The sequence below is a fragment of the Cerasicoccus frondis genome (assembly GCA_031296915.1).
GTDB lineage: Bacteria > Verrucomicrobiota > Verrucomicrobiia > Opitutales > Cerasicoccaceae > Cerasicoccus > Cerasicoccus frondis.
Genome location: JAVDPC010000017.1, coordinates 22,772 through 45,760, shown reverse-complemented (window position 1 = coordinate 45,760; position 22,989 = coordinate 22,772). Strand labels below are relative to the sequence as shown.

25 protein-coding genes are annotated in these 22,989 nt (G+C 55.0%); 6 read left to right on the top strand and 19 right to left on the bottom strand.

Going from position 1 to position 22,989, the window contains the following annotated elements; genetic code table 11:
- Positions 1–150 precede the first annotated feature (150 nt).
- Genes RBB63_RS13710 through RBB63_RS13685 form a run of 6 tightly spaced genes read right to left on the bottom strand, consistent with a single transcriptional unit; the run spans position 151 to position 5,328 of the window.
- Positions 151–1,545, bottom strand: coding sequence for a tetratricopeptide repeat protein (locus RBB63_RS13710; RefSeq protein WP_309385202.1), 1,395 nt, complete (start codon positions 1,543–1,545; stop codon positions 151–153).
- A gap of 1 nt (position 1,546) precedes the next feature.
- Positions 1,547–2,203, bottom strand: coding sequence for an energy transducer TonB (locus RBB63_RS13705; protein ID WP_309385200.1), 657 nt, complete (start codon positions 2,201–2,203; stop codon positions 1,547–1,549).
- Entirely contained in the window at positions 2,200–2,622 is a 423-nt protein-coding gene (locus RBB63_RS13700) for an ExbD/TolR family protein (protein ID WP_309385198.1), read from the bottom strand. Before RBB63_RS13700 ends, RBB63_RS13705 begins: the two co-directional genes overlap by 4 nt.
- Positions 2,619–3,206: a MotA/TolQ/ExbB proton channel family protein gene (locus RBB63_RS13695; protein WP_309385196.1), complete on the bottom strand. Its 588-nt coding sequence runs from the start codon at positions 3,204–3,206 to the stop codon at positions 2,619–2,621. The genes RBB63_RS13700 and RBB63_RS13695 overlap by 4 nt, the downstream gene beginning before the upstream one ends.
- Positions 3,199–4,563 (bottom strand): MotA/TolQ/ExbB proton channel family protein, encoded by a 1,365-nt coding sequence (locus tag RBB63_RS13690; protein ID WP_309385194.1) that lies wholly within the window; start codon positions 4,561–4,563, stop codon positions 3,199–3,201. Before RBB63_RS13690 ends, RBB63_RS13695 begins: the two co-directional genes overlap by 8 nt.
- A gap of 6 nt (positions 4,564–4,569) precedes the next feature.
- The gene (locus RBB63_RS13685; RefSeq protein WP_309385190.1) at positions 4,570–5,328 is read right to left on the bottom strand and encodes a DUF3450 family protein; all 759 of its coding nucleotides are present in this window, start codon (positions 5,326–5,328) and stop codon (positions 4,570–4,572) included.
- Between the two features lie 82 nt (positions 5,329–5,410).
- Between RBB63_RS13685 and RBB63_RS13680 the strand changes: the two genes are divergently transcribed.
- Positions 5,411–5,923 (top strand): hypothetical protein, encoded by a 513-nt coding sequence (locus RBB63_RS13680; RefSeq protein WP_309385188.1) that lies wholly within the window; start codon positions 5,411–5,413, stop codon positions 5,921–5,923.
- A complete protein-coding gene (locus RBB63_RS13675; protein WP_309385186.1) occupies positions 5,920–6,780 on the top strand; it encodes a DNA-3-methyladenine glycosylase family protein in 861 nt (286 codons plus the stop codon). The genes RBB63_RS13680 and RBB63_RS13675 overlap by 4 nt, the downstream gene beginning before the upstream one ends.
- A gap of 6 nt (positions 6,781–6,786) precedes the next feature.
- On the opposite strand, the gene RBB63_RS13670 is transcribed toward RBB63_RS13675, so the two are convergent.
- From RBB63_RS13670 to RBB63_RS13635, 8 genes are all read right to left on the bottom strand, one after another.
- The gene (locus tag RBB63_RS13670) at positions 6,787–7,164 is read right to left on the bottom strand and encodes a type II toxin-antitoxin system death-on-curing family toxin (protein WP_309385184.1); all 378 of its coding nucleotides are present in this window, start codon (positions 7,162–7,164) and stop codon (positions 6,787–6,789) included.
- Positions 7,164–7,349 (bottom strand): hypothetical protein, encoded by a 186-nt coding sequence (locus RBB63_RS13665; RefSeq protein ID WP_309385182.1) that lies wholly within the window; start codon positions 7,347–7,349, stop codon positions 7,164–7,166. The genes RBB63_RS13670 and RBB63_RS13665 overlap by 1 nt, the downstream gene beginning before the upstream one ends.
- A gap of 67 nt (positions 7,350–7,416) precedes the next feature.
- Positions 7,417–7,800: a hypothetical protein gene (locus RBB63_RS13660; protein ID WP_309385180.1), complete on the bottom strand. Its 384-nt coding sequence runs from the start codon at positions 7,798–7,800 to the stop codon at positions 7,417–7,419.
- A gap of 196 nt (positions 7,801–7,996) precedes the next feature.
- Positions 7,997–8,428, bottom strand: coding sequence for an ExbD/TolR family protein (locus RBB63_RS13655; RefSeq protein WP_309385178.1), 432 nt, complete (start codon positions 8,426–8,428; stop codon positions 7,997–7,999).
- The gene (locus RBB63_RS13650) at positions 8,428–8,832 is read right to left on the bottom strand and encodes an ExbD/TolR family protein (protein WP_309385173.1); all 405 of its coding nucleotides are present in this window, start codon (positions 8,830–8,832) and stop codon (positions 8,428–8,430) included. The genes RBB63_RS13655 and RBB63_RS13650 overlap by 1 nt, the downstream gene beginning before the upstream one ends.
- Positions 8,833–8,853: 21 nt before the next feature.
- A complete protein-coding gene (locus RBB63_RS13645; protein WP_309385171.1) occupies positions 8,854–9,627 on the bottom strand; it encodes a MotA/TolQ/ExbB proton channel family protein in 774 nt (257 codons plus the stop codon).
- Between the two features lie 66 nt (positions 9,628–9,693).
- The gene (locus RBB63_RS13640) at positions 9,694–10,806 is read right to left on the bottom strand and encodes a tetratricopeptide repeat protein (RefSeq protein WP_309385169.1); all 1,113 of its coding nucleotides are present in this window, start codon (positions 10,804–10,806) and stop codon (positions 9,694–9,696) included.
- Entirely contained in the window at positions 10,806–13,721 is a 2,916-nt protein-coding gene (locus tag RBB63_RS13635; RefSeq protein WP_309385167.1) for a tetratricopeptide repeat protein, read from the bottom strand. Before RBB63_RS13635 ends, RBB63_RS13640 begins: the two co-directional genes overlap by 1 nt.
- Before the next feature lie 354 nt (positions 13,722–14,075).
- Here RBB63_RS13635 and thiD point away from each other — a divergent pair, with 354 nt between their 5' ends.
- From thiD to RBB63_RS13615, 4 genes are all read left to right on the top strand, one after another.
- Positions 14,076–14,849 carry a bifunctional hydroxymethylpyrimidine kinase/phosphomethylpyrimidine kinase gene (gene thiD / locus RBB63_RS13630; RefSeq protein WP_309385165.1) on the top strand — a complete coding sequence of 258 codons (774 nt, stop codon included), beginning with the start codon at positions 14,076–14,078 and terminating at the stop codon, positions 14,847–14,849.
- A gap of 481 nt (positions 14,850–15,330) precedes the next feature.
- Positions 15,331–15,804 carry a prepilin-type N-terminal cleavage/methylation domain-containing protein gene (locus tag RBB63_RS13625; protein ID WP_309385163.1) on the top strand — a complete coding sequence of 158 codons (474 nt, stop codon included), beginning with the start codon at positions 15,331–15,333 and terminating at the stop codon, positions 15,802–15,804.
- A gap of 166 nt (positions 15,805–15,970) precedes the next feature.
- The gene (ubiE, locus tag RBB63_RS13620; RefSeq protein ID WP_309385161.1) at positions 15,971–16,666 is read left to right on the top strand and encodes a bifunctional demethylmenaquinone methyltransferase/2-methoxy-6-polyprenyl-1,4-benzoquinol methylase UbiE; all 696 of its coding nucleotides are present in this window, start codon (positions 15,971–15,973) and stop codon (positions 16,664–16,666) included.
- On the top strand, positions 16,663–17,544 hold the full coding sequence (locus RBB63_RS13615) for an ABC transporter permease (RefSeq protein WP_309385159.1): 882 nt from the start codon (positions 16,663–16,665) through the stop codon (positions 17,542–17,544). Before ubiE ends, RBB63_RS13615 begins: the two co-directional genes overlap by 4 nt.
- 2 nt (positions 17,545–17,546) lie before the next feature.
- Here the strand turns inward: RBB63_RS13615 and RBB63_RS13610 are convergent, their stop codons facing one another.
- The 5 genes from RBB63_RS13610 to RBB63_RS13590 are packed head-to-tail and all read right to left on the bottom strand — an operon-like array spanning position 17,547 to position 22,974.
- On the bottom strand, positions 17,547–19,424 hold the full coding sequence (locus RBB63_RS13610) for a tetratricopeptide repeat protein (protein ID WP_309385157.1): 1,878 nt from the start codon (positions 19,422–19,424) through the stop codon (positions 17,547–17,549).
- 7 nt (positions 19,425–19,431) lie between these two features.
- Complete coding sequence (locus RBB63_RS13605; RefSeq protein WP_309385155.1) at positions 19,432–20,466, bottom strand: vWA domain-containing protein; 1,035 nt, start codon at positions 20,464–20,466, stop codon at positions 19,432–19,434.
- Positions 20,463–21,539 (bottom strand): vWA domain-containing protein, encoded by a 1,077-nt coding sequence (locus RBB63_RS13600; protein WP_309385153.1) that lies wholly within the window; start codon positions 21,537–21,539, stop codon positions 20,463–20,465. The genes RBB63_RS13605 and RBB63_RS13600 overlap by 4 nt, the downstream gene beginning before the upstream one ends.
- Positions 21,536–22,093 carry a hypothetical protein gene (locus RBB63_RS13595; protein WP_309385151.1) on the bottom strand — a complete coding sequence of 186 codons (558 nt, stop codon included), beginning with the start codon at positions 22,091–22,093 and terminating at the stop codon, positions 21,536–21,538. The genes RBB63_RS13600 and RBB63_RS13595 overlap by 4 nt, the downstream gene beginning before the upstream one ends.
- Positions 22,093–22,974 (bottom strand): DUF58 domain-containing protein, encoded by an 882-nt coding sequence (locus RBB63_RS13590; protein WP_309385149.1) that lies wholly within the window; start codon positions 22,972–22,974, stop codon positions 22,093–22,095. Before RBB63_RS13590 ends, RBB63_RS13595 begins: the two co-directional genes overlap by 1 nt.
- Positions 22,975–22,989 lie beyond the last annotated feature (15 nt).

The following is a 22,989-nucleotide window of genomic DNA, read 5'->3' as shown; positions in this document are numbered from 1 at the left end:
AGTTAGCAGGAAACGAGATAAGTGCGACATGCCGCCATTATACCATATTCATATATGAATGTAGGCTAAATGAATGTCGTTTTCTGCGAAAAAATTCAAAAGTGCTCACTCAAATCGATTTCGACGCAGAGCAACTCGCAGCACCAAACGTTAACTCCCCTGCTCAGCCAAACGCTGGATGTTCTCCAAGTAGTTGGCCACGCGGTCTTCAGGGCGAATGCTTTGCGCGTGACGCAGGGCAGCAGCGGCTTGGTCCCATTGTGATTGCTTGACGTGCACCCGGGCCAACTCAAGCCAGGCGTCGGCGGCAAACTCCTCCATTTGCGTGGCGCGCTCCAGCGTGACTTGCGCTTCCGCGAAATGGCCAAGCTCCAACTGCGCGGCGCCCAACAGCAGCAAAGTGCGACCGCTCAATGGGTCCCGTGAAGACGCCTCGGCCAATAAACGCTCGGCAGCGGCGGGTTCGCCCGACATAAGCTTGAGGCGGCCCTGCAGGCGCAGCAGTTGATTCATTCCTTCGCCCGACAGCCCGTCGCCGTACTGCTGAAAAATGACGGTCAACAGCGATTCCGTTTCCTTCAATGCTCCCTGCTGCGCCAAGAGTTCGGCCGACTCCAGCAGTTGAATCAGCGTGGGCTTTTCACGCAAATTGAGCGCATCCATGAATGCTTGGGTCGCCCGGTGAGGCAGCCCTAGGGCCAGGTAGGCGCGTCCAAGCTGTAACAGCGTCTGTGCGTTGGCCAATTGATTCAGTCGCAGCAACTCCAAATGAACAGCGGCGTTTTCCCAGTCTTCCTTCGCGATGCAGGCGTTGACCGCCACGCGGCGCGCCTCAGCATGCTTCGGATAGTTGCGCAAATAGCGCTCAGCAATGGCCAGCGCCTCGGTCGCCCGCTCCAGTTGGATCAGGCAATGTGCGCGTCCCAGTTGCCAGTCGGCGCTTTGTGGGGCCAGAAATGTGGCGCGTTCATAGCCTGTCAGCGCCGTCGCGTAGTCATCGTCCTGGTAGTAGCAAAAGGCCAGCGCGCCGTAACACTCCGCTGAATTGTCTCCCCTCGCGATGGCTTCGCTGAGTGCGGAAATTGCCTCGGTCGTTTGGCCGTCCTGCGCGAGCATCAGCCCGAGATTCCGCCAGGTGCGGACAAAGCCAGGCTGCTTGCGCAATGCCTCGCGGTATGCATTTTCCGCCGCCGCAACGTTCCCCGTTTGCAGGTAAAGGTTGCCCAGCGTGTAATCGAAAGCGGCGCTGGACTCCGGCGTGATTTGCTCCCGCAGTCGCCGGGCGGCTTCGACAAATTGCCCTTGCGACATGAGCGGTATTATCGACTTCAATACTTGCTGCTCTTCCGAGGTCACGCTCGGCTCGCGGGGGCCATCGAACCCGTAGCTGCCCAGGAAACGCGCCTGAAATGCCGGGTCTGACCAAGACAGAGAATCGATCGCGGAGGCAAACGGCGCGCCCAGACAAATAATCCCCACGATCAATGCGATCAGTGAAGCGCCGGAGGCTACTGGTGAAGCAAAACTGAATCGGCCTAATCTCATCTTAGAATTCAATCGGAAATAGGTACGTTGCGGTGACGGGCTGGTTGTTGTGCAGCGGCGATTCAAAACGACACTTCTCGGCAAAGCTCCGCGCATATTTCACCAACCGCTCGTGATCATAGGACACCACTTCAGTCACGCTGACATGCCCCTGCGGGCTGATCAGAATCTGTAGGAGCACCCGGCCAGAAATACCGTCGCGTTGTAACTCGTAGGGCTTGTTGTTGGGCGGCGTGTAGATACGCGCCGGTTTCTTATCCAAATCCACGACTTCGAAAATGGGGATCTCGTCAAGCCCGGTCATCTCAACCGGAAATTTCTCCACATCCAGCAAGCCCGTTACGAAGCCAGACAACGCCGGGGAATTAGTCGGCAGCGCCTCCAGCTCAATGGGCGCGCCCAGCGGACGGGGGGCCGCAGCGGAAGCGTCCGATGCATTTTCCATGGCCGCAGCCTGCAATTCGGGGGGCGGCGGAGGCGGCGGGGGCGGAGCCAAGTTGACGGTTTGCAAAGGCGTGCTCTGAATCGTCGCCGGATCTTTCGCCAACCAATGGCTCAAGGGGACGACCAACACAAATAAGGCCGCCGTCACCCCCAAGGCGCCAACCATTGAAGCCGCTTTGCGCGCCCACTGTGAAGTGTCGATGGTCTGGCTCACTGCGATTCCTCCCTCGTCGCAGCGATGCTGATTGATGGCGCGCCGGCCAGCGTGGCCTCATCGATCACCTGCATGAGCACCTCCGTCGTCACCGCCTTATCGGCGATCAACACGACCGGGCGCGGCGCACGCGCGTTCAACCGGCGGACAATCAACTCGACTTCCGAAAGCGCAATGGCGCGCTCATCATAGAACAGTTGCCCGTTTTCCTTGACCGCAATGAGGATATTTTCCGGGTCAAGGTCCGTAGCGGAGTTGGAAGTTGGGCGGTCGACTTCTACTCCGGTTTCCTTGACGAACACCGTGGTGACCACAAAGAAAATCAGCAGGATAAACACCATGTCGATCAACGGCGACAGGTTGATATCCGTCAGCGAAGGCGGCTTTATCCGGGCTTGTCGACGGGCGCGCAGGCTCATGCAGCCTCCTTCCGCAAGGGGCGCAGCCCGATGCTCTCCACGTGGGTGATCGCAGCCGCCCACTCATCGCGACGACGACGCAAGGCATAGATCGCCATGTAAGCCGGAATGGCGATAATGAGCCCGGTTTGGGTGCTGATTAACGCCTCATAGAGCCCGGACGCGGCGCCTTCGGCGATGCCGCTGCTGCCGGAGGCCAATCCGCTAAAGGTGGCGAGCAACCCCGTCACCGTGCCCAACAAACCAGCCAAGGGCGCCGCGCTGGTCAGGATCGCCAGAAACGTCATCCGACGGTCCAAACGCTGGAGAATGCGGCGGCGCAGGACGTCAAACATCCGCGCGCTGTCACGCGGGGTGGGCTCGGCCAGCGCAGTCGCCAGTTCGTCTGGTAATTGGTTCGCGGGAAGGTCCTTCTCCGACAAAGCCAGCAGCCTGCGCAGAGGCCAACGACTGGCGTCCCGCCACAGCTCAAACGCGGTGTAGTAGATCGCCAGAGCGAGTAAGGCGAGAAACGGCATTAGCCAGCCCCCCTTCTCCCAGACAGGCCAGACTTGCGCGTCAAACCACTGCGCAAGATCAGCCATCGGCGCCCTCCTGTTGGGCAGCGTCAGGCAAGACATCGATGAAGCGCATGGCGACCCCTTCGAGATCTGAAGTTAAGCTCTGCGCGCGGCGGGAAAGAATCGCATGCGCAATCAGCGCCGGAATGGCCACAAGGAGCCCAAGTTCGGTGGTCACCAGGGCCTCAGAAATGCCGCCTGCCATGGGCCGCGCCTCTCCACTGCCGTAAACGCCAATCATCCGGAAGGTGGCGATCATCCCCGTCACCGTGCCCAGCAGCCCCAGCAAGGGCGACACCGCCGCTGTCACCGCCAGTACCGCCAGCCCGCGCTCCCAGCGCATTTGCCAGCGAATCACGTGCTCCAACAGCACGTCTTCCAACACTTCGCGCGGCTGGCCAATGCGCTCCAAAGCCTCCGCTAAAAGCGATTGGGCCGGGTCGCGCATTTGAGCGACTTGCTCTTTGACGGAGTCAATTTTGTTAGCCGCCAAATCTTTGAGCGTCGCGTCGAGTTGTGCATCGCCGGGCAAGCGGACCACGCCGATTTCGCCAATCTTATAAAACATAACCAGTAGCGCCAGTCCGGCTAAAGTGAGGATCGGCCAAACCCAGACACCACCGGACCGGAGATGGTCAGCCACGTCTTCTGACTCCTGCACCAACCGCAGCGCACGACCATTGCTCGCATCCAGCGGCAGCCTTGCGGCCTCACCCGCCAACGCCCGCTTGAGTTCCTCCCGGTGGCTGGGGTCCGTAAATGCGGCCACATGCGGCGTCATGCCCTGCTCGTTCGTGGCGAAGCCAGACAAGCCGCTATTGGCAAAATAACCCATCGGTCCCCAGAGCATAAACTGGCCTTCCATGATCTCGCCACCAGGCCCCACGGCCTTGCCCTCCACCACGCGCCCAGCGTCCGCCTCCCGCAGTTGATCCATGCCGTAGCTCAACAAACTACCCGTGATTTCCGCCGTTTGCGAGGTCTCCTCCAACGGTTCGCCAAAGCGCTCCTGAAAGGCTGCCAGATCGGCCGGATGTAGATTAGTCTGAAGGTAGTGGCGATACTCAACCACCGCAGTTTGCAGCGCGGAGAATTGCTGCTCCAGCCGAACCAGCTCTTGGCGACGCTGCTCGTAATCAGCGCCCTGCTGGCCCGCAGTCAACTGCAGCATGGCATAGTTGCGTCGCTGTTCGCGGACCTTGGCTTCAAGTTCGTTGTAGCGCTTAAGCAAGGCGGCTTTCTCAGCGCCAATCTGGACCCGCTGCGCGCGCAGTCGCTCTATGGCGGTTTTCAAATCGGCCCGGGCGGCGTCGGCAATCTCATCCGCGCGGCAAAGCGCCGGAATGATAAGCGACAAGAGAATGATCAGGCAAAATTTCATCTTGGCTTAGTCTACCTTTACGGGACCATCGAGGTGGACGGACGGACGGCGGCTTTCGGCGACCGCGATCATGTCCTCCGCCAACGCGGCGGCGGCGGCGTCCGTTTCCCGGACCCAGCCTTCGGGCGATGGCTTTAGCACGCCGCCCTTCCCCCCATCAGCCGTAGCCCAATAGCCACCGGCAAGCCCAAAGTAGATATCATGCACTTCCCACTCCTGCCCTTCGGTCGGCGAATAAACGTCCACATGCAGCGTAACTTGCCGGTTAAATTGGTCCGCCTGCTGCAACACCTGAATCCATGAGGCTGCGCGGTTCACCCAATCCAGTTCCGACTCAGCTTTGCGTTGCAAAGTCGAAAACGCAGTCAGCTCGTTGCGCAAGGGCGCCGGCCAAGCCTCCACGGAATCCATCGCAGTGGATTCCCACGCAGGCAACTGCCCCGCCAGCTCCTGAATCTCGGTGTGAATCTTAGCCTCCCGCTCGGCCAAAGCCGCAGTTTTGGCCGTGGAGTTCGCAATCGTGGATTCGACTGCCGCCATCTGCTTTTCAATCTGCGCAGACTCCATTTCCAGCACCGTAATCATGTCAGCAAGCACAGCTTGGTCCGCCTGCCAGTCGGCCGCTTCTTCGGAAATTAATTTCTCGGTCCGCACCCATTCCAGCAACGCTGCATGAGCGCTGGGTTGCTCGCTTTGCGCAGTGGTGAGGCTAGCGCCAAAGAGAATCAGACCGCCAATTGCATGGGAGCGGATTAGTGAAAGCATCCCCGAAAATAAAGCCGTCCGCCTCCAATGGCGCAACGAAATAACATTGCTATGCCGGGGCAGAGCGGCAGCATGGCGCATTATGCGGAGATTGTTCATCGCCCTCACCTTGCTCTGCGCCGTGGGACTCCAGGCGCAGGAAATGCCCGAAGTCGAGATCGACAGCGTCGTCTGGCACTACAAGCCGGAAAAGACGTTCAAGCGCATTGGCGAATACTTTGATGGCGAAGAACGCTTTGGCCGAAAAATCGTGCTGCGCACGCAGGAAAGCCCTCGAGAAGGTCTGTATTTTGTCGTGCGGATGACCGAGTTTGCCGATAGCCTGCCCAACGGTTGCTCAATCGAGGTGGACATGCTCCGTCCTGACGTCAAAGAGCCCGTTACGCAGAAATTCCCACTGCCCGACGAACGTAAATCACACCGCGAAATCTGGCTCGGCTTCATCGGCGAAGACCATCCGGCCAATGAAGAAGCGCCGGTTGCCTGGCGCGTGCGCCTACTCGACCCGGAAGGCAATGTCGCCGCGACCAAAGAAAGCTTTTTGTGGAGCAAGCCGCCCGCAGGCCAGCCCGCAGACTCAGCTGAGGCATCGTGAGCGCCTGGAGCGAATGGCGGGCGGTCAGCCCGGTGGTCCGCTGCTCCGAAAAAGTGCTGACCGAACTGGTTGATGGCGGTCAGGCCTTTCGCTGGAACCAAGTAGACGGCGTTCTGCGCGGCGTTTGGGGACATTACATCGCCGAACTACGCAGTGTGGATGAGACCGTTGAATGGCGCGCCCCACAACGGATTGCCGATCAGGTAGCCCGCGAGATCGCGCTTTACCTGGGAGCCGACGAGACCTTTACGCCGATTTGGGACGCCCTTCCTCATCGTAGCGATCCAGCCCTGGGCGCCGCCATGGCGAACTGGCCTGGCTTGCGCATTTTGCGACAACCTTTCGGCGAGACCGTGCTCGGTTTTCTCTGCAGTTCCATGAAGCAAATCCCCAGCATTAAGCTGATTTGCGAAACCCTGGCTAAACGATTTGGTCGCGAGATAATTCCGGGTGTCCACGCCCTGCCTGACTGGTCAACACTGCACCATGTCAGCGAAACCGAACTCCGCGCCGCAGGTTTGGGCTACCGCGCAAGGCACATTCATGTCGCGAGCCATTTTCTCGCAGGGCAGCCCGGTTGGCTGGACGTCGTTGAGCAACTCCCTTACCCCGAAGCCAAAGAACGCCTGATGCAATTGCCCGGCGTTGGCGCGAAGATCGCCGACTGCGCCTTGCTCTTCGGCGCGGGTCGTCTGGAAGCCTTTCCCGTCGACACCTGGATTAAGCGGATCATGAGCGAGTCCTATGGCTTGCAGGACTGGAAGCTCGATCAAGTAGCCCACTTTGGCCGCGTCCACTTCGGCGAGTATGCTGGGCTGGCGCAGCAGTTTTTGTTTTCCAACGCACGGAAGAAGTGAGGCCAACTAGGCCAGCAATTCACGTAGTAGAGACGCCAGCTCGCGACGACCTATCTTTCGCTCAGCGATAGCAATCATCGCAGCATAAAGACGGTCCGTAATCGGCCTATTGGTGCTAACACCATTGAGATTGAGAAACACCAGCCCGGCAGCTACCGCAGTACGCTTGTTACCATCGATAAAGGCCTGCGCCTGCGCGATGTGGAAACAGTAGGCAGCGGCGAGCTCGAAGCTGTCTCCACCTTCATAAGCAAAGACCTGCTGTGGTTGCGCGACCGCACCCTCGAACAACGCACGATCACGGAGCCCATCTTGGCCACCATACAATTCCAAGGATCGTCGATGCAGTTGCGCGACTTGCTCCTGTGTCAGGAAAACTGGCATTACTGGGAGAGTTTCCGGAACAATTCAGGATGCTCAGCAAATACTTGTTCCCCAATACGTGCGGTCTCTGAATCGGTCGCGAGCGATACTTCCTCGGTGTTGAGATGACGGAAAAACTCAATAACCCTTGCCTGCTGGTCTTCAGGTAAATGTTTGAACTGATCAATAATCTCGGCCGCGTTCATGTAGTGTAATCTAAGGCTGATACGCTACTGATGACAAGAATTTTGCCGAAAGTGAGGTTAAGCCTTTCTAGTGGCTATTTATAAAAACTGGAAATGCCTCGTAGATTTCGAAATCGATGGCCAAGGCTTCTTGCGTCGAGATCTTCGTGGGTAAGCGGGGGGCCAGGCTGACGCTTTGAGCCAAAGTAGGCGTTTCAGGATAAGACTGCCATGACAAGACATCGTTAACAGTGATGCTTCGCACCGAAGGAGTATTTGCCACCCGATAGAGCGTGTCGTCAGTCCGAAAAGGTCTCGGCGTCAACGAAATAGACTCAAACCTTGGACGATCGGGCTGAACTTTAGTCTGAACAGCAATGTCTCTTGTCCACCAAAATAACGCCATGTGCAGAACAATCGCAGCCGTGAGCCCGAGCAGTAGACGGGAAATGTTCAGACGTTTTTTCTTCATGGTCACTCTCGGGGAATAGTTTACGCCATCATTGGATTCGAGAAAGGGGTTTCGCACGGCAATACTCAAAGATAACCCAGCATGAGTCCTCACATCAAGCTAATTTATAACATGCCAGATAGCCTCACTGTTTCAGCACACATAAAAAGGCCGCGAATCCGAGGATTCGCGGCCTGAAAGATTCTTGGCGGCGCCATTACTCCTGGGAGAACATGACAAACTTCACCTTGGCGGCGGCGCAGGCATTGAGCACAGCGATTGAGCGCTGGTGGAGCGAATCCGGGTCGGCGACTATAGTGACTGCTGTGCGCTGGCCAACTGCGTCGGCGGCGCCCTTGAGGCGAGACAATGTCGAAACCAACTGCGGCATGTCGATGCTCACGGGCGTATCCACTGGCGTGCCATTGAGCCTGACCTCGCCACTGGGCGCGATTTCCACAATGTGCTCGTCTGGCGGAGTCGCATTAGGATCTGGCTCGGCAATGGCGGGCAGCGTGATGCCGAGGTCCGCCTCTTGAGTCAGGTCGGTGGTGACCATGAAGAACGCCAGCAGCAGGAAGACCACGTCGATCATCGGCGTCAGGTCGACCGAATCCTTGGTGTCCAGAAATGGGATGTGCTTGGCCATTATTTCTGCTCAAAGGTTGCGAAAATGACGTCGAGCACGCCATTTTCGGCGCAGGCTTTCATGACGTCATTCACGTATTTATGTGGCGTGCGTTCGTCGGCGCGGAGGAAGACTTTGAAGCCAGCAATTTCGTTGTTACCGGTGCGAACCCGGTCACCCAACTGGCGGAGGTCTACTGGCACCATACCCACAAAAATGTCACCCTCTTCGGTCACAGACACTTCCATACGCGGGCCAATTTCCTCCGGGACAACGGCCTTGTCGGCCTCCGGCAGCTCAACTTCAATCTTCTCCGTAATTTCCGCGGCGACCACCATGAAGAAAACGATGAGCAGGAACACCACGTCGATCATCGGCGTGATGTCGAAGTCCTGATCATCCATCTTGGGGGCGTGCGTTTTCACAAGCGTATCCTAGTAAAAATGTTAGGACGAGTGACGACGCAGGCCACGGATCATTTCGAAGAAGACATCGCCCACGAGCTTGGAAACGCTGGAGGCAATCTTTCCGTATTTGTTCTTAAAGAAGAAGAAGAAGAACATGGCCGGGATGGCGACGATCAGGCCGGAAGCGGTCGTGATGAGCGCTTCCGAAATGTTGTCAGCAAGGCCTTGCGGATTACCCATACCAGCGGCGGCAATACCACGGAAGGCCTTCACCATACCGGAAACCGTTCCGAGCAGACCAACCATCGGCGAAAGCGTCGCAATCAGAGACAGGTAGTTGATCATCACAAACGGTGCGGCAAGCTCCTCGGTGGAGGATTCCTCCATGGCTTCCTTGATGATTTCCGGGTCAAAGTTTTCCGGGTCCACACGGTCGAGGCCAGAGTAGATGATGTTCGTCACGACAGACGGGTTTTCATCGCAAATCTGGCGGGCCTTATCGAACTGCAGGTTCCCCATGACTGGTGTAATCTGCTCAACGAGGTCGGGGCGCAGGAACGCCTTTTCGCGGATCATGAGGAAATTGTAAATCACCAGGCCGAATGCGCTGACCGACAGGAAGCCGAGCGGATACATTGCCCATCCACCGGCAGCGAACATGTCCAACAGGCTTTGGCTTTCGGGCGCAGCCTCGGTTTCAGCAGCAGCTTCCTCAGCTGCCGGTTCTTCGTCCTGGGCCTGTGCGGTGACAGCTCCTGCGAACAGGGCAAAACCCAAGGAGATTAAGAGGAGGAGTTTACGGATACTTTGCATTGCGATGTTGGTTTTATAAGAGCGTTGAAACGTTTTTCTTGGGGGAGAGGGTTATACTGTTTGGCATTAGGCGCCGGAGGGCGCTTCTTCCTTGGGGGAAGGTGGCGGCAGACGCGACAGCCCCTGCTCACATTGAGCTGCCCACTTGTTCTCCGGCCAGAAAAGAATGATTTCCTGGTAAACTTCTCGCGCTGTATCAGGAAATTCAAGGTTTTCGTAACAGAAGCCAGCGGTGTAAATGAGCTCAGGCGCCCATTCATAACTCACGTCCACAGCGACTACCCCCTGAGCGACTTCTTCCATCGCAGCGGTGTAGTTGAGCGTATCGAGCTTAATCTTGGCTTTGACCAGTTGAGCCAGCGAATAGGCCCGGTCATCTGGCGTCAATCGCCCTGCCTTGTCTACAAAGATGTCCGCAAGTTGAGCACGGCCCAAAGCAACATTACAATAGGCGCTCCAAAGGATGGCTAGTTGGGCCTGAGGTGTGCCTTCAGACAGCTGAATGCGATCATAGAGGAATTGAGCTTCATCGAGGTTGCCCTCTTCACGGAGTTCGCCGGCAAACTTCATGACCATGTCCAGCATTGCGGTGTTACTGGCGTCCATCGGGATGCGATTCAGGAGTTGAAGAGCCTGATCCTGTTGCCCCATTTCCACCAAATGAGTCACATAACGCAAAGCATGTAACGAAAAGGCTGGCGGAGCCTTTTTCAGCGGAATTCGGCGAATGAGCTCCGCTGTTTCCTGATCGTGGTCCTTCGTGCTGGTCAGCGCCAGCAGATACTGGTTGATGATCGGATGCACGTTCATGCTTTCCGGCGGAATATCAAAATACTTGAAAACAGCGTATACAGACGGGCGCATGAGCGGAATTGCTTCCTCATACTCTCCCTTTTCCATGTGGCGCATTGCCAACGCGACATCATCAGGATACTGGATTTGCAGTTTCAAATTTTCACTGTTGAGGGGAATGCCCACTTCTCCCTGACGGCCAGGAATACGCAAAATGAGGTCCCCCCGGTCCAAACCAACAAGCGTCAAGACTTCCTTGCTGTTGGGATCAGTCGTTTGGTTGATAACCGAAAGCGGCTCATTCCCATACTGACGGAAATAATCCTGAGCTTGGGCAACGGCGCCTCCGAGCATGAAGAGGCAGGCAACTGAGAGAATACGCTTCATTAGAGGGACTTCCGTTCTTGCTGGATAATTGGGTAGGCGTCGGTGGTCTTGTATTCCTCATTGGCGAGGAACTCGTCATACGTGCTCCGGGCTTTGTCTTTATCTCCCAGCGCCACGAGCATGCGGCCACTTTCGAGGTAAGCTTTGGAGGCCCAGTCCTTGTAGACTGGATAACCGATGTAGACGCGTTGGTAAGAAGCCAAAGCGTGCTTGAGGTCGTTTTCCTCTGCGTAACTCTGACCGGTTTTATAAAGAGCTTCAGCATGTGCTGGTCCGCGCCATTCACGATTCGTGCTGATCTGGCGGTATTTTTCACGCGCCGTTGCGTGGTCACCCAGCTTGCGGGCGATGTCCCCCTGACGCATAACGGACATTCGCAATTCGGAATGTCGGGGGAAGTCTGCCTCCGCTTTCTCGAAGTAGCCCTTCGCCTCCTGATAATTTCCGGCGTCCATCTCCAGTTCCCCAAGTGCGATCAAGGCATTGAAGACCTGATCGGAACTGGCGTGGTCCTCAATGACCATGCGGAAGGCGTCGCTTGCCAACAAAGGATCGTATTTCTGAATCTGACGCCCGACCCAAATGAGAGCAACGGGGCTGGCATAGTAAAAGTCGTCTTCAGTAAAGACACGGCCCGGATCAACCTTGACCCCCATATTATCCAGCGAGAATTGCAAGCGCAGCGCGAGCGTTTCTTCACCATCTTCACGGGCTTGCTTGTAAAGGCGTGAGAAGGACTCTTCCGGAGTTTCAGTGGGAAACTCCTGCTCCAAGTTCTCAAACTGAGCCAACCAAGGCTGGATATCTTCCTGAGTTTGCACCAGACGGTCGCGGAATTCCTTGTCGTAAAGAGAGCGCTTAATGGGCTCCAAGATCAGTGGATTTTCGCCGAGGAACACAAAGATTGCCTGACGGTCTTCCGCGATGTGCTTTCGGTAAGCGGCATCGGTATTCAGCTTGCGCAACAGATTCAGGTTCTGCGCGATTAGCTCTTTATTTTTATAATAATTGACTGGGTAAGCACGTAGAATGTCGTCCAAGCCGTAGGTATAGGGATCGTCACCAAACTCCGCAATCGCTTCGATGTATTCCTTGAGCATGAGGTGCGGTTGCTGGTTGAGCTCATAGGCGCGGCCCAATTGGAAAATGGCAGCGGTCAATTCACCCCGGTCTGCATAATTTTCAATGAATTGACGGAGCACTTCAGCCATCTGCTGATATTCACCGTTGGCCTCCAAGAGCTGGGCCATGCGGAAATAGGCATTTTGAATAAATTGAATGTTGTCGGTGTATTTTTCGACATTTCCGTAGTGCGTGAGGGCGGATTTCACATTGCCGGTGGCGGAATCAACCTCGCCAAGGAAAAACTCAACCTCACCGCGCTGTGACGTATTGGGGTATTCGCGAATGTATTGATTGAAGTCCTTCCGGGCAGCCGCAAATTCTTCAATGCCCATCGAGCAAATGCCTCTGCGGTAAAGGGAATCCTCGGCATAGGTGCTGGTTGGGTAGTCGAGCAGGATCTTGTTGTAGTATTCCCAAGCGTCGCCGTATTGGCTGTCGAGGATGAGGGCCAAGCCGATCCAGTAATACAACCCCGGCGTAATGACCGATGCCGGGTATTTTTTGTCCCACTCCTTAAACTGCCGCACCATCTCGTCATATTGGCCCAACCGGGTGTAGGTGTCGCCCATCAGGAAGATGACTGACTTGGCGTAATCCTTATCCGGGCTCTTGACCACGAACGACTTGGACAAGTCAAAGAAGTCCAGATAGTCCTCGTTCTGCTTGTAGTATTCGAGGAGTTTGATGATGACATCGTCCCGGTATTCCACGTATTTCACGTTGGAAAGGTAGTCTTCCCCCAGATCCACAACGGCATCCGGCTTATTGATCTTGGTAGCCCCGGTGAACGCCGCATAGATGTATTGCTCCATGTTCGGATTTTCCGGATAGTCTGCAATGATGTTGCGGTAGGCGTAGTAGGATTCCCAATCTCGGTTGGTCAGCAAGTAGTTACGGGCAATACGCACCTTTAACTCAGCCGTATAGGACTTCAATTTCTCCAGCGCTTCGACCTGGGCTTTGCTGTTGAAAATTTCCGTTTCCAGCTCGATCGCGCGATCATTGCTCGTGTCTTTAACGGTCACACGCAAGCGGTCCAACTGAGTTTGCAAATCTTTCAGGCGATTGTTTTGCCATTGTTTAATCTCCTCAACCGTCAGCACCATGCGATACATGAGCATCGCCTCAGTGTAGCGCTTTTCTTTAGCCAAACGGTCACCTGCATCGATCAACGCAACGTTCAACTGCAAGTTGTAACGCGCCGGCGACTCACCGACCAGAAAGCGTAAGAACTCGAGCGCCTTGTCGAAATGACCTTCCTTAATGTTGCCTTCGAGCAATGCGGCGGCGGCCATGGCCTGATCGTTCGGATCACGCGTTTCCTTCAAGAACATTTCAAAATATGGCAGGCCGCGCTTCCATTCACGCTTGATGTAGAGGCACTCACAGAGCTTTTCGAGCACCTCCATGCGCTGCTCGTAATTCATCAACTGCTCAAGGGGCGGACGCAGCATTTTCTCGTAAATATCCGATGCCTTGAGGAAGTCCTGCAAGCCGCGATAAGCGTCTGCCTCGTATAGGTACCCCTTGATCGCGTTATTGCCGACCGGGAACTCCTTCTGCATACGCTGCAGCCACTCAATCGAATTCTCCAGGGCGTCCTTGCTGTTGTCTTGCGAGTATTGGACTAAGTAACTAATCGCCAGATAGAAATAGACGCTTTCGAGGTTGTCCTTCTGGTCGCTATTTTGGAAGCGATTGACGAGCTCTTCCAAATAAGGGCGAGCCTCTATAAATTCTTTTCGCCCGACCATCGTGTCCGCCGCTTCAAGCAAGTTGGACAGGGTCATGTTCGCCGCGTCCTGCCCCCAAACAAGGGAGCCGGCTAAGAGGCCGAGGCAAGCAATGGCAAGTTGAGCAGATCGATGTAAAAATCTCCGCACGATTTGTTGTTGGAATGGGGTGTTAAACTTGGGTTTATGCACTCTTGGAGAGAGCAGAAACATTGAAGAACAAAGAGTTAATGGGTAATGACAAGCTTTTTTCAAGAACTTGCCCACGCCAATAATATTTGTCTTATCGGCATGACTTACTCATTACTCAGCATTTTTCTAAGAACATACGAATATTCTCAAGGGAACTCACTATCACCCGCCATAAGGCTTTGCGCCATTAAATTCTGAATTTAAATCAATTTTTTGATTATGAATATGTCAGTTGCCCTCACCATCGCCACCAGTGACAGCGGTTGCGGAGCCGGCATCCAAGCGGACCTGCTTACATTCTCCGCGTGCCAAACCTATGGTGTTACGGCACTTGCGGCGCTTACCGCCCAAAACCCAGATGGCGTCAACGCGATTCAAGAACTCCCCCCCGCCTTCCTGCAAGCACAGCTCGAGCAGCTATGGGGGTATTATCCTATAGGAGCCGTGAAAACCGGGATGCTCTTTTCCGCCCCACTCATCGAAACCACTGCTGCTTTTATTGAAAGAGCGAAAATCCCGCTGATTGTTGATCCCGTCATGGTCGCCACCAGCGGAGCGTGCTTACTACGCAGCGACGCAATAAGTTGCCTAAAATCCCGACTACTACCATTGGCCACTCTCATTACTCCGAACTTGGACGAGGCCGCAGTTCTGTTGGGCAAACGACCTTCGACGCCGAAAGCGATGCGTGATGCGGCAAAAGAACTCACCCAATGCTTTGGCGCCGCAACCCTAATGAAGGGCGGGCACCTGCCGGGTGACGAATTACTCGACATGCTTTACCTCCCCAATGGTGAAATCCTTGAAATGACTTCCAACAGGATTTCAGACGTCAATACGCACGGCAGCGGTTGCACCCTGTCTGCGGCCATAACCGCATTTGTCGCAAAAGGTCTGACTTTAACCGAGGCAGTCAAAAGCGCTCACGCGTATCTACAAGACGGTTTGCAACACCCCCTGCAGGTTGCGGGACAAACATTCATCCGCCACTAGAGCACTTTTCATCTAGATTGACCAATCAGGCCGCAGTGATTTTTCGTGTCCAGCAAGGCCGCTTGAGCGTCGCAGGCTGGAAGCCTGTGAGCGAAAAGCCAACAACGCTGGCGCGGAAAAGCACTCGGTTTTGGGCTTGGGGCCAGATTGGAAGTTCGCGGCGTTGGCATTTCAATCACGGGCTTACAGCCCGCTCAATCAAAGCCGCCTTGCGCTGCATCCAATCTCTAACCCACCTGAATCGGCCAATCTAGATGAAAAGTGCTCTAGTCAACATCTGAGGCCTACAAGGAGCAACCGTGGGCATTCATCCTGCATTCAACCCACCTTAACCTACCATTAATCTTTAAGTGATACGGAATAAAATAAAAAGAAAACATATAATTTTTAATACTATTTTACTTTACAAGCAAGCGTAGCCAATTTCTGATAGCAGTCCCGATACGGAATATCATAAAAAATAACTCAAAATCAGAACACAATGCTACAACCAAAAGTAAACTGGACCAATCAACAGACCGCAAAGCGTGGCTTTACGCTGGTGGAAATCATGATTGTTGTGGTCATCATTGGCATCCTCGCCGCCATCGCGATACCGGCTTTCCAGCGCGTGCGTGAAAACAGCCAAGCCACCACCTTGGGTGAAAATCTCCAAGCCTTCCGCGACGCGCTCTACCTTTATGACATGGAAGAAGGCTTGCTACCAGCCGCCATGGACGAAGACCTGGAAACCTGGATGCCCAAAGCTTGGTTTGCCGCTGCCCCAATTAAAGGCACATACACCTACGCGGGCGAGGGAGACAATGCCTCCGTAACCTTCACTCCAGACGGAGACCTGAATGCAGAATTAGCAATCTATATGGACGAGAAGTTCGACGACGGACTCGCTGAAAGCGGATTACTCCGCAGTGATGGCAGCGCCATTACCATTCATGTCTACGAACCAGACGCATAAGATTTTTTAGCCAGTCAGCAACATCACAGAAGCAGCTCCCCTCCCCCCTCGGAGGGGGGCTGTCCTGTCAATGACCTCAAATGAGGCATTCGATCCACAGGTCCACTTCCCCGATCAATTGAAAAGTGGAGTTGTCAAAAGCAGTAAGTTTGCATTCTTTAGCGGCATGCCAGAAGGAGCCGCAATCAGCCAAATGTTTGGACAAATCGCACATCGCTATGATGCTGCGAACCACGTATTGAGCGGAGGCGTCGACTTCTACTGGCGGCGCGTGCTGGTTAAAATGGTCTCTCGGTGCAATCCTCTGGTCGTCGTTGATCTAGCAACTGGTAGCGGCGATGTGGCCTTTGCTCTGCGTCGTAAATTGCCCAAGGACGCTAAACTGACTGGCTTGGACTTCTGCGAGCCGATGCTGGACGAAGCCCGCGCCAAGCAGAAGCAACAATTTGGCGATGACGCCATTTCCTTCGGCTTCGGCGACTGCCTGAACCTCCCCCTTGAGTCGGAATCCACGGACGCCATCACCATCGCCTTTGGGGTACGTAACTTTGAGGACCGTCTGCGAGGACTACGGGAAATGCGACGATCACTTAAGCCCGGAGGTCGCCTTTTCATCTTGGAGTTTTCCCAACCATATCGTTGGTTTCGCCCTTTCTACTACCTCTACCTCAAGTGCATTTTACCCCCTTTGGCAGCAATCGTCACCGGAAAAAAAGATGCCTACGACTACTTGGCGTGTTCGATTGAGGGCTTCCCCACTCGCGAAGCGCTAAGCTCTCAAATAAAAGAAGCCGGCTTTAGTGAAGTCCGCGCCGTGCCCCTGACATTCGGTATTGTCGCCATCCACGAAGCGGTTCGATGAGCGAATTGATTGCCAGTAATCTTGCCCCCAGGCCCGCGTCGCCGTGGTCTGATGGCTGGGCTCGTTGGCGAAAGAATCGGTTAGCAGTGGTTAGCGCCATCGTGCTCTTGATCATCATCCTGGCATGTCTGGCAGGCCCCTTCTTTCAGCCAGCCAAATATCACGAAGTGACCAACCTCGAACTCGGCGCGACCGCTCCATCGGCCGACCATTGGCTGGGCACCGATATCCTGGGGCGTGACCTGCTGGCGCGGATCCTGGTTGGCGGGCGCATATCCTTTGCCGTGGGCCTGTTGGCGTCGCTGGTGTCTGTCCTGATAGGGGTGACATATGGCGTCATTTCAGGCCTGCGTGGAGGCGCGACCGACCGCATCATGATGCGCGGTGTGGAAATTCTACAGGCCATGCCGTTCGTGATCTTTGTCATTCTGCTACTCACGTTTTTCGGGCGTAACTTCGCTCTGATTTTCGTGGCGATCGGCGCAGTGGAATGGCTCACCATGGCCCGCATCGTGCGGGGGCAGGCGCTGGAGCTGAAGACGCGGGAATTCGTGCAGGCCTCGCGCGCGTTGGGGCAGCAAAATACTGCTATCATTTTCAAACACCTACTGCCCAATCTCTTTGGAGTTATCATCGTCTTCGCCACGTTGACCGTTCCCGGAGTCATGCTGCTGGAGGCGTTCATCAGCTTTCTCGGCCTTGGCGTGCAGGCGCCCATGACGAGTTGGGGCGACTTGCTCAACCAGGGCGCCGAAACGATGGAAGAGTTCCCGTGGCTACTACTCTTCCCTGCGTTGTTTTTCTCGGCCACGCTTTTCTCACTGAATGCAATTGGTGACGGTTTGCGCGATGCTTTCGATCCCAAGTCCGCGCAATAAGCCTACCAGTCCTTGACTACGCGTTTCATCGCCTTGGTGTCAAAATTGCCAAACTCCTCGCTGCCACTAGCGTCCTCGGCAAACTGCACCATCTCTTGATATTCCATCGCCACGGTCTCCTTATTATCACTGTCAGGCTGGGCAGGCTGTTGCAACTGAGGTTGCTGATCGGCCTGCATTTGCTGCTGTGCAGCCGCAAGCTCCAGCGAACGCTCATTGCGTTGTGAAAGCAGCTCCTGCTGCGCCGCTTCCAGTTTTTGCGCTAATGCGTCTTGCTGCTGCTCAGTGTCACTCAATGCCATCGCAGAATCGAAATTTTTGATCGCCATTTCCATGCGTGCAATCGACTGATCCTCCTTGCCAGCAGCTTCCAACTGCTCTGCTGAAGCCATCTGATAATCCGCCGCCTGCTCCAAGGCATCCGCAATCCTGGCGCTGGTTTCCTCCAGCTTTTTGAGGGCTGATTCATTTGCTGCATCCAGCTCAACTGCCTTTTCGAGATCCGTCTTGGCGCTCAAAAGCTGATCCGCCGCCGTCTGCGCACTGGCAGCCTGATACGATTCATATTTTTCAATTTCCTTCTCCAATTGGCTCTGGCGCTTTGCGTCCGCCGTTGGCAATTGTTCACGCATTTGCTCTAGTCGAGGCTTCCGGTTTTCAATGTTCTGCAGCGAGCTCTGGGCGAAGTTCAGACTCGCGTCGGCTTTGTCTTCAAACTGTTGGGACATTTTTTTCTCCAGTTCCCACTTCGCGGCAAAAGCTTTCTGATTGTCTGGGTCGTATGCCAGAGCCTGCTCATAATCCTCCAACGCCCGCTTTTGCTGATCCTGAACGTGGTACTGAAACCGCCCAATTTCACGCGCCAACTCTTTGGACTCCTTGTTCAGATCACTGCGCTGCTCCTCGCCCTTCTCTGATTTAAGTTGCTTGTTGATATCGTCACGTCGCTGCTCCATTTGCGAAATCTTTTCTTCCATGGCTTCGGTATTCTGACGCCATTTATCCGCAATCTCAGCCATAAGCTTGGAAGCTTGTTCTCGTGCCTGTTCGGCGACCTGAGCCGTCTTCGCATCATCAGGGCTGATCGAACTGGCATCCTCGAAATTCGCCACGGCTTCCATGATGTGGTTCTCTGCATGGTTCAATTCGCGCGCCTCCTCCGACATCAATCGGTCATCGGGCGACGGCTCTTTGACCGTTTCCAATTTCTTCTCTGCCTCCTCAAGATTTCGCTCCCCCGAGGCCGCGAGATAATCCGTCATTCGCTGACGCGTATCCTCGACTAGCTTCTGTATCTCTTCATCATCCGGCTCAATGGATAAAGCCTCCTCATAGTCGGTCAACGCGGAGCGGAATAATACCAGATCCCGCTCACCTTTCACCCACTTGGTGTCGGCTTTTTCGATTTTGGAATTCCCCTGTTGCACGAGGTGCTCGACGAGTTTTGCCGAAACGAACTCATAATTCTGGGCCGCAACATCGTAATCGTCATCGCGCTCAACGGCAGCTTGCAGAGAATGCTGGGCTCGCCGCAACTGAATCGTCGCATCCTCTTGCCGCCCAGCTTCTTTAATTTCCTCGCTGATGCGGTAGCTGGCATTACCGATCTGCGCCATGGCCTTGGTCACCAAGTCAGGATCAGGTGACAGACGGACCTTTTCCCACAACACGATCGCCTCCTCATAATTACCCGCAGCATAGTGCGTTAACGCAAGATTGTAGAGTAGATAGGGATTGGCTGGGCTAGCTTCCAATTGCTTTTCGATGATGGGCTTGGCCTCGGCATATTTGCCCTCATCAAATAAATCTTCCACTGGATCAGGCTTGGCCAACGACCACGCTGGAGCCAGCGCCAAAGCGCCGATCGTTAGGATTCTCAAGGGTAACTTATTCATCGATCAGGATGGCACGCGGCGTATGCCGCATATTTTTCTCGGGGATAACCATTTGTAGCAACAAGACCACGAAGCCAATTAACAGCGGAATCGGGAAAAACTCAACATAGCCTTTCATTTGCGCCGCGTCCGCCTCGTCGCCCAGTGGCTTGAGCGATTCGTAGTATAAATTGGTCAGCGCGTCACCGTCTTCGTCGAGCTCGATGAATTTGCCGCGACCAGCTTCAGCGACCCGCCGAAGCAATGAACGATCCATCCGGGAAACAACCTCGCTGCCATAAGCATCCCGTTGATAGTGAATTTTGTCGCCACGCCGAAACAGCTCGATCTTGGCGCCTTCCATCGTCCCCACTGCCACGGTATGTACGGTAATGTTGTCTTCGCTAGCCATACGCCGCGCAAAGCCCACCGCATCACCTTCCAGTTCCTCACCATCGGAAATGACAATCACAGCTTTCTGTTTAAGATCCATCGGCGCCATGGCATCAGACACCCGCTCCAGGCCACTTTCGAGACTCGTTCCACCCGGGTAGGTGTTCGATGCGCTGACATGATCCAGTACGAGATTATACGCGGCGAAGTCAAACGTGAGCGGCGCGCGCAAGTAACCCTTTCCAGCAAAAACCACCAGACCAACGCGATCACCGTTGGACACATCCAGCAGTTTCTTGATCGCGCGCTTGGCCGCCTCCAGCCGATTGCCTTCCATATCCGTCGCGAGCATGCTTTTCGAGCCATCCAGCACGATAAAGTAATCCATCCCGATACGCTTGATCTCCTGCTCTTCCGGCTCAAGCACCGGCCGAGCCAACGCCATGACGATAAACAGTAAACCGATCAAGAATAGCAGCGCCTTCAGGCGATTCCGCGCATAGACGGCGCCCAGATTGGACACGCGGCTGATTGCTGGCCCTAGAAATAAATGCAGTCGCTTCTTCGCCCGCCAGTTTGACCAGACAAAGACACCAAACAAGCACGCCAAGCCCAGGAGGCCAAACCAGAATACTTCTGGATAAATCAGCTTCATGGCAGCCTCCTTTTCAACGTCTGCCAAAGCAGGAAATTAAGCACCAGACAACCTAACCCAGCCCCAGCATACCAATAATAAATCTCCTCAAAATTTTGGAAACGCTTCTGTTCGATCACCGTTTTTTCCATCTGGTCGATCTGCTGGTAAATTGACATCAATGTCGCCGTGTTAGTGGCTTGGAAAAACTCACCTCCGGTCTCCCTCGCAATAGCGTACATGACGTCGCGCTCCAAATCTCGTGGGCGCACCGTGCCTGAATTAATGCGGATCGTGTGCACGCGGATATCATGCTCTTTGGCGATTTTCGCCGCCTCCATAGGCGACATCCCGGTGTTGCTGATGCCATCCGAGACGAGGATGAGCACCTTCTGTCGCTTGCCGGGACCGCGGGAGTCTTCGACTTCCACCTGCTCCTGCATATCCAACACGTCATACCAGTTGGAATTCGCTTTGGGCTCTTCTCCATCGGCTTCCACCGCCCGCTTTTGCTCATCCGCCAGCAGGTATTTCACCGACATGTGAATGCCTTCGCCAACCGCCGTTCCACCTTCGGTTTTAATCGAGAGCAAGGCATTTTCAATCCAGTCATAATCCAGCGTCAATGGACTGGTCAGGTACGGGTATTTAGCAAAGCCCACGATGCCAAAGCGGTCGTGCTTACGGCCGTTCAGGAACTCTCCAATCACCTTGCTCAACGCAGTCAGACGCGACACTTTTTGCCCGTCGACAACATAGTCCTCCGCATCCATCGATTTGGAGAAATCCAGCACGAGCATGACGTCGATGCCTTTCTCCGAATCCGGTATTTCGCCTTGGGGAATACGGGGCCGCGCGACGGCCGCCACCAACAGGATCAACCCGATAATCCGCAGCAAACGCAGAAAGAAGCCACGGCTTACCCGGTTCTCTTTTGCCAGACCAGCGAGCAACTTCGTCGACGAAAAAGTAATTGATCCGGCCGGCCCATGACGTGAGGCAAAATAAACCGCCACGGGAATTAGCAACAGGAGCGAAAACAACCATGGGTAGGCAAAGCTCAGCTCAGAAACACGAGCCCAGAAATCGTTCATTTGCCACCTCCCCGCTTGATGATGACTTCTGTCGCCTTGATAAAGTTTTCGACCCAATCCAGGAAGGCGGCGCCAGTTGCTGGCGGCACTGTTCGGTGCGCGAATTTGGCTTGGTCTGAGGTTTCCAGAAATTCCTGGATTTTATCGCGAGTCATCTGCTCAAAGTCAGGATTCCCCGTCGCGGCTCGGAGAAATTCACGGGTCGTTTGTGCGGTGGCGCGAATGTTATAGCGCCCCTCCAAATAGATGCGAAAGATCTTCGACAGGCGTTCGATAAATTCGCGCATGGCCATGCCCTCCATGCTGGCGCGCAGTTTAGCTAACTCCGCGCGGGCATCCTTGGCGGGATCAGGCGGTGGCAGCGATGTAAGTTCAATGTATTTGGCCTTAATTTTGGAGCGTAATTGCCATAGGATAAGGGCAATGATGATGGCGCCAATGAGCGGGCCGAGGTACCACCACAGGCTAATTTCTACTGGTGGCGACGCCACCGTAAAATCGTCAATGAGACCGATTTCCTCAACACCGTTTGCATCTGTCGCTTCTTCCGCCATCAAGCCAATCGTCGCGACGAGCGCTCGGTTAAAAATTGACAGAGATCGACGAAATACGGGCGATCCGTATGGATGTCCAACGCGGGCACACCGCCACTGCGGAGCTTGTGATGCAGCGCCCGATAGCGAGCCATAGCCCGTTCTTTGTAGGCTTCGCGGACCTTTTTCTTGCTCGTATTGATCTCGACGAAGTCACCAGTTTCCGGGTCTTGCAGCGTAACCCATCCCACGCGAGGCAACTCGAAATCACGCGGATCGATGAGGTTGAGCGCCATCATTTCGTGCCGCTGATTGGCAGACTTGATCGCCCGTTCAAAGCCCTCATCCATGAAGTCAGAAATGACCACGACCACCGCTGGGCGCGCCGAAACGCGCTCCAAAAATTTAATCGCCTCCGATATGTTCGTGCCTGTGCTAAGCGGCTCATGAAACAGCGCTCCCTTGATCATGTGCAGCACGTGGTCTTCGCCTTTTGCGGGAGGAATCCAAGCCTCAACCTGATCCGTGAACAAGGCCATGCCGACCCGATCATTTGAGCGTATCGCACTGAACCCAAACACGCCGCAAAGCTCAGCGGCTAGTTCATTTTTCGACTGCTCTGCTGACGTGAAAACACCGGACGAGCTCAAGTCGCAAAGCAGGATAAAGGTCAATTCGCGCTCTTCGATGAAACGCTTAACATAGGGCTCACGCATGCGCGCGGTGACATTCCAGTCGATGCGGCGCACGTCGTCACCCGGCTGGTAGGGACGCACATCTTCGAAGTCGATCCCCCGCCCAGTAAAGATCGAGTGCGCCTGCCCCTGTAGCAGTTGCTCGGAAAGAAGCCGGGTCTTCACCTCGACGGCGCGAACCCGCTTCAGCCATTGCTTGGCGCTCATAATTCAGCGATCCAA

Coding starts and splice junctions, on each gene's coding strand:
- RBB63_RS13600 (WP_309385153.1), bottom strand. CDS start 21,539: ATGAACGATTTCTGGGCTCGTGTTTCTGAGCTGAGCTTTGCCTACCCA.
- RBB63_RS13605 (WP_309385155.1), bottom strand. CDS start 20,466: ATGAAGCTGATTTATCCAGAAGTATTCTGGTTTGGCCTCCTGGGCTTG.
- RBB63_RS13635 (WP_309385167.1), bottom strand. CDS start 13,721: ATGACCCTGTCCAACTTGCTTGAAGCGGCGGACACGATGGTCGGGCGA.
- RBB63_RS13680 (WP_309385188.1), top strand. CDS start 5,411: ATGCGGAGATTGTTCATCGCCCTCACCTTGCTCTGCGCCGTGGGACTC.
- RBB63_RS13685 (WP_309385190.1), bottom strand. CDS start 5,328: ATGCTTTCACTAATCCGCTCCCATGCAATTGGCGGTCTGATTCTCTTT.
- RBB63_RS13690 (WP_309385194.1), bottom strand. CDS start 4,563: ATGAAATTTTGCCTGATCATTCTCTTGTCGCTTATCATTCCGGCGCTT.
- RBB63_RS13640 (WP_309385169.1), bottom strand. CDS start 10,806: ATGAAGCGTATTCTCTCAGTTGCCTGCCTCTTCATGCTCGGAGGCGCC.
- RBB63_RS13645 (WP_309385171.1), bottom strand. CDS start 9,627: ATGCAAAGTATCCGTAAACTCCTCCTCTTAATCTCCTTGGGTTTTGCC.
- RBB63_RS13655 (WP_309385178.1), bottom strand. CDS start 8,428: ATGGCCAAGCACATCCCATTTCTGGACACCAAGGATTCGGTCGACCTG.
- RBB63_RS13590 (WP_309385149.1), bottom strand. CDS start 22,974: ATGAGCGCCAAGCAATGGCTGAAGCGGGTTCGCGCCGTCGAGGTGAAG.
- RBB63_RS13660 (WP_309385180.1), bottom strand. CDS start 7,800: ATGAAGAAAAAACGTCTGAACATTTCCCGTCTACTGCTCGGGCTCACG.
- RBB63_RS13625 (WP_309385163.1), top strand. CDS start 15,331: ATGCTACAACCAAAAGTAAACTGGACCAATCAACAGACCGCAAAGCGT.
- thiD (WP_309385165.1), top strand. CDS start 14,076: ATGAATATGTCAGTTGCCCTCACCATCGCCACCAGTGACAGCGGTTGC.
- RBB63_RS13595 (WP_309385151.1), bottom strand. CDS start 22,093: ATGGCGGAAGAAGCGACAGATGCAAACGGTGTTGAGGAAATCGGTCTC.
- RBB63_RS13710 (WP_309385202.1), bottom strand. CDS start 1,545: ATGAGATTAGGCCGATTCAGTTTTGCTTCACCAGTAGCCTCCGGCGCT.
- RBB63_RS13695 (WP_309385196.1), bottom strand. CDS start 3,206: ATGGCTGATCTTGCGCAGTGGTTTGACGCGCAAGTCTGGCCTGTCTGG.
- ubiE (WP_309385161.1), top strand. CDS start 15,971: ATGCCAGAAGGAGCCGCAATCAGCCAAATGTTTGGACAAATCGCACAT.
- RBB63_RS13665 (WP_309385182.1), bottom strand. CDS start 7,349: ATGAACGCGGCCGAGATTATTGATCAGTTCAAACATTTACCTGAAGAC.
- RBB63_RS13700 (WP_309385198.1), bottom strand. CDS start 2,622: ATGAGCCTGCGCGCCCGTCGACAAGCCCGGATAAAGCCGCCTTCGCTG.
- RBB63_RS13670 (WP_309385184.1), bottom strand. CDS start 7,164: ATGCCAGTTTTCCTGACACAGGAGCAAGTCGCGCAACTGCATCGACGA.
- RBB63_RS13615 (WP_309385159.1), top strand. CDS start 16,663: ATGAGCGAATTGATTGCCAGTAATCTTGCCCCCAGGCCCGCGTCGCCG.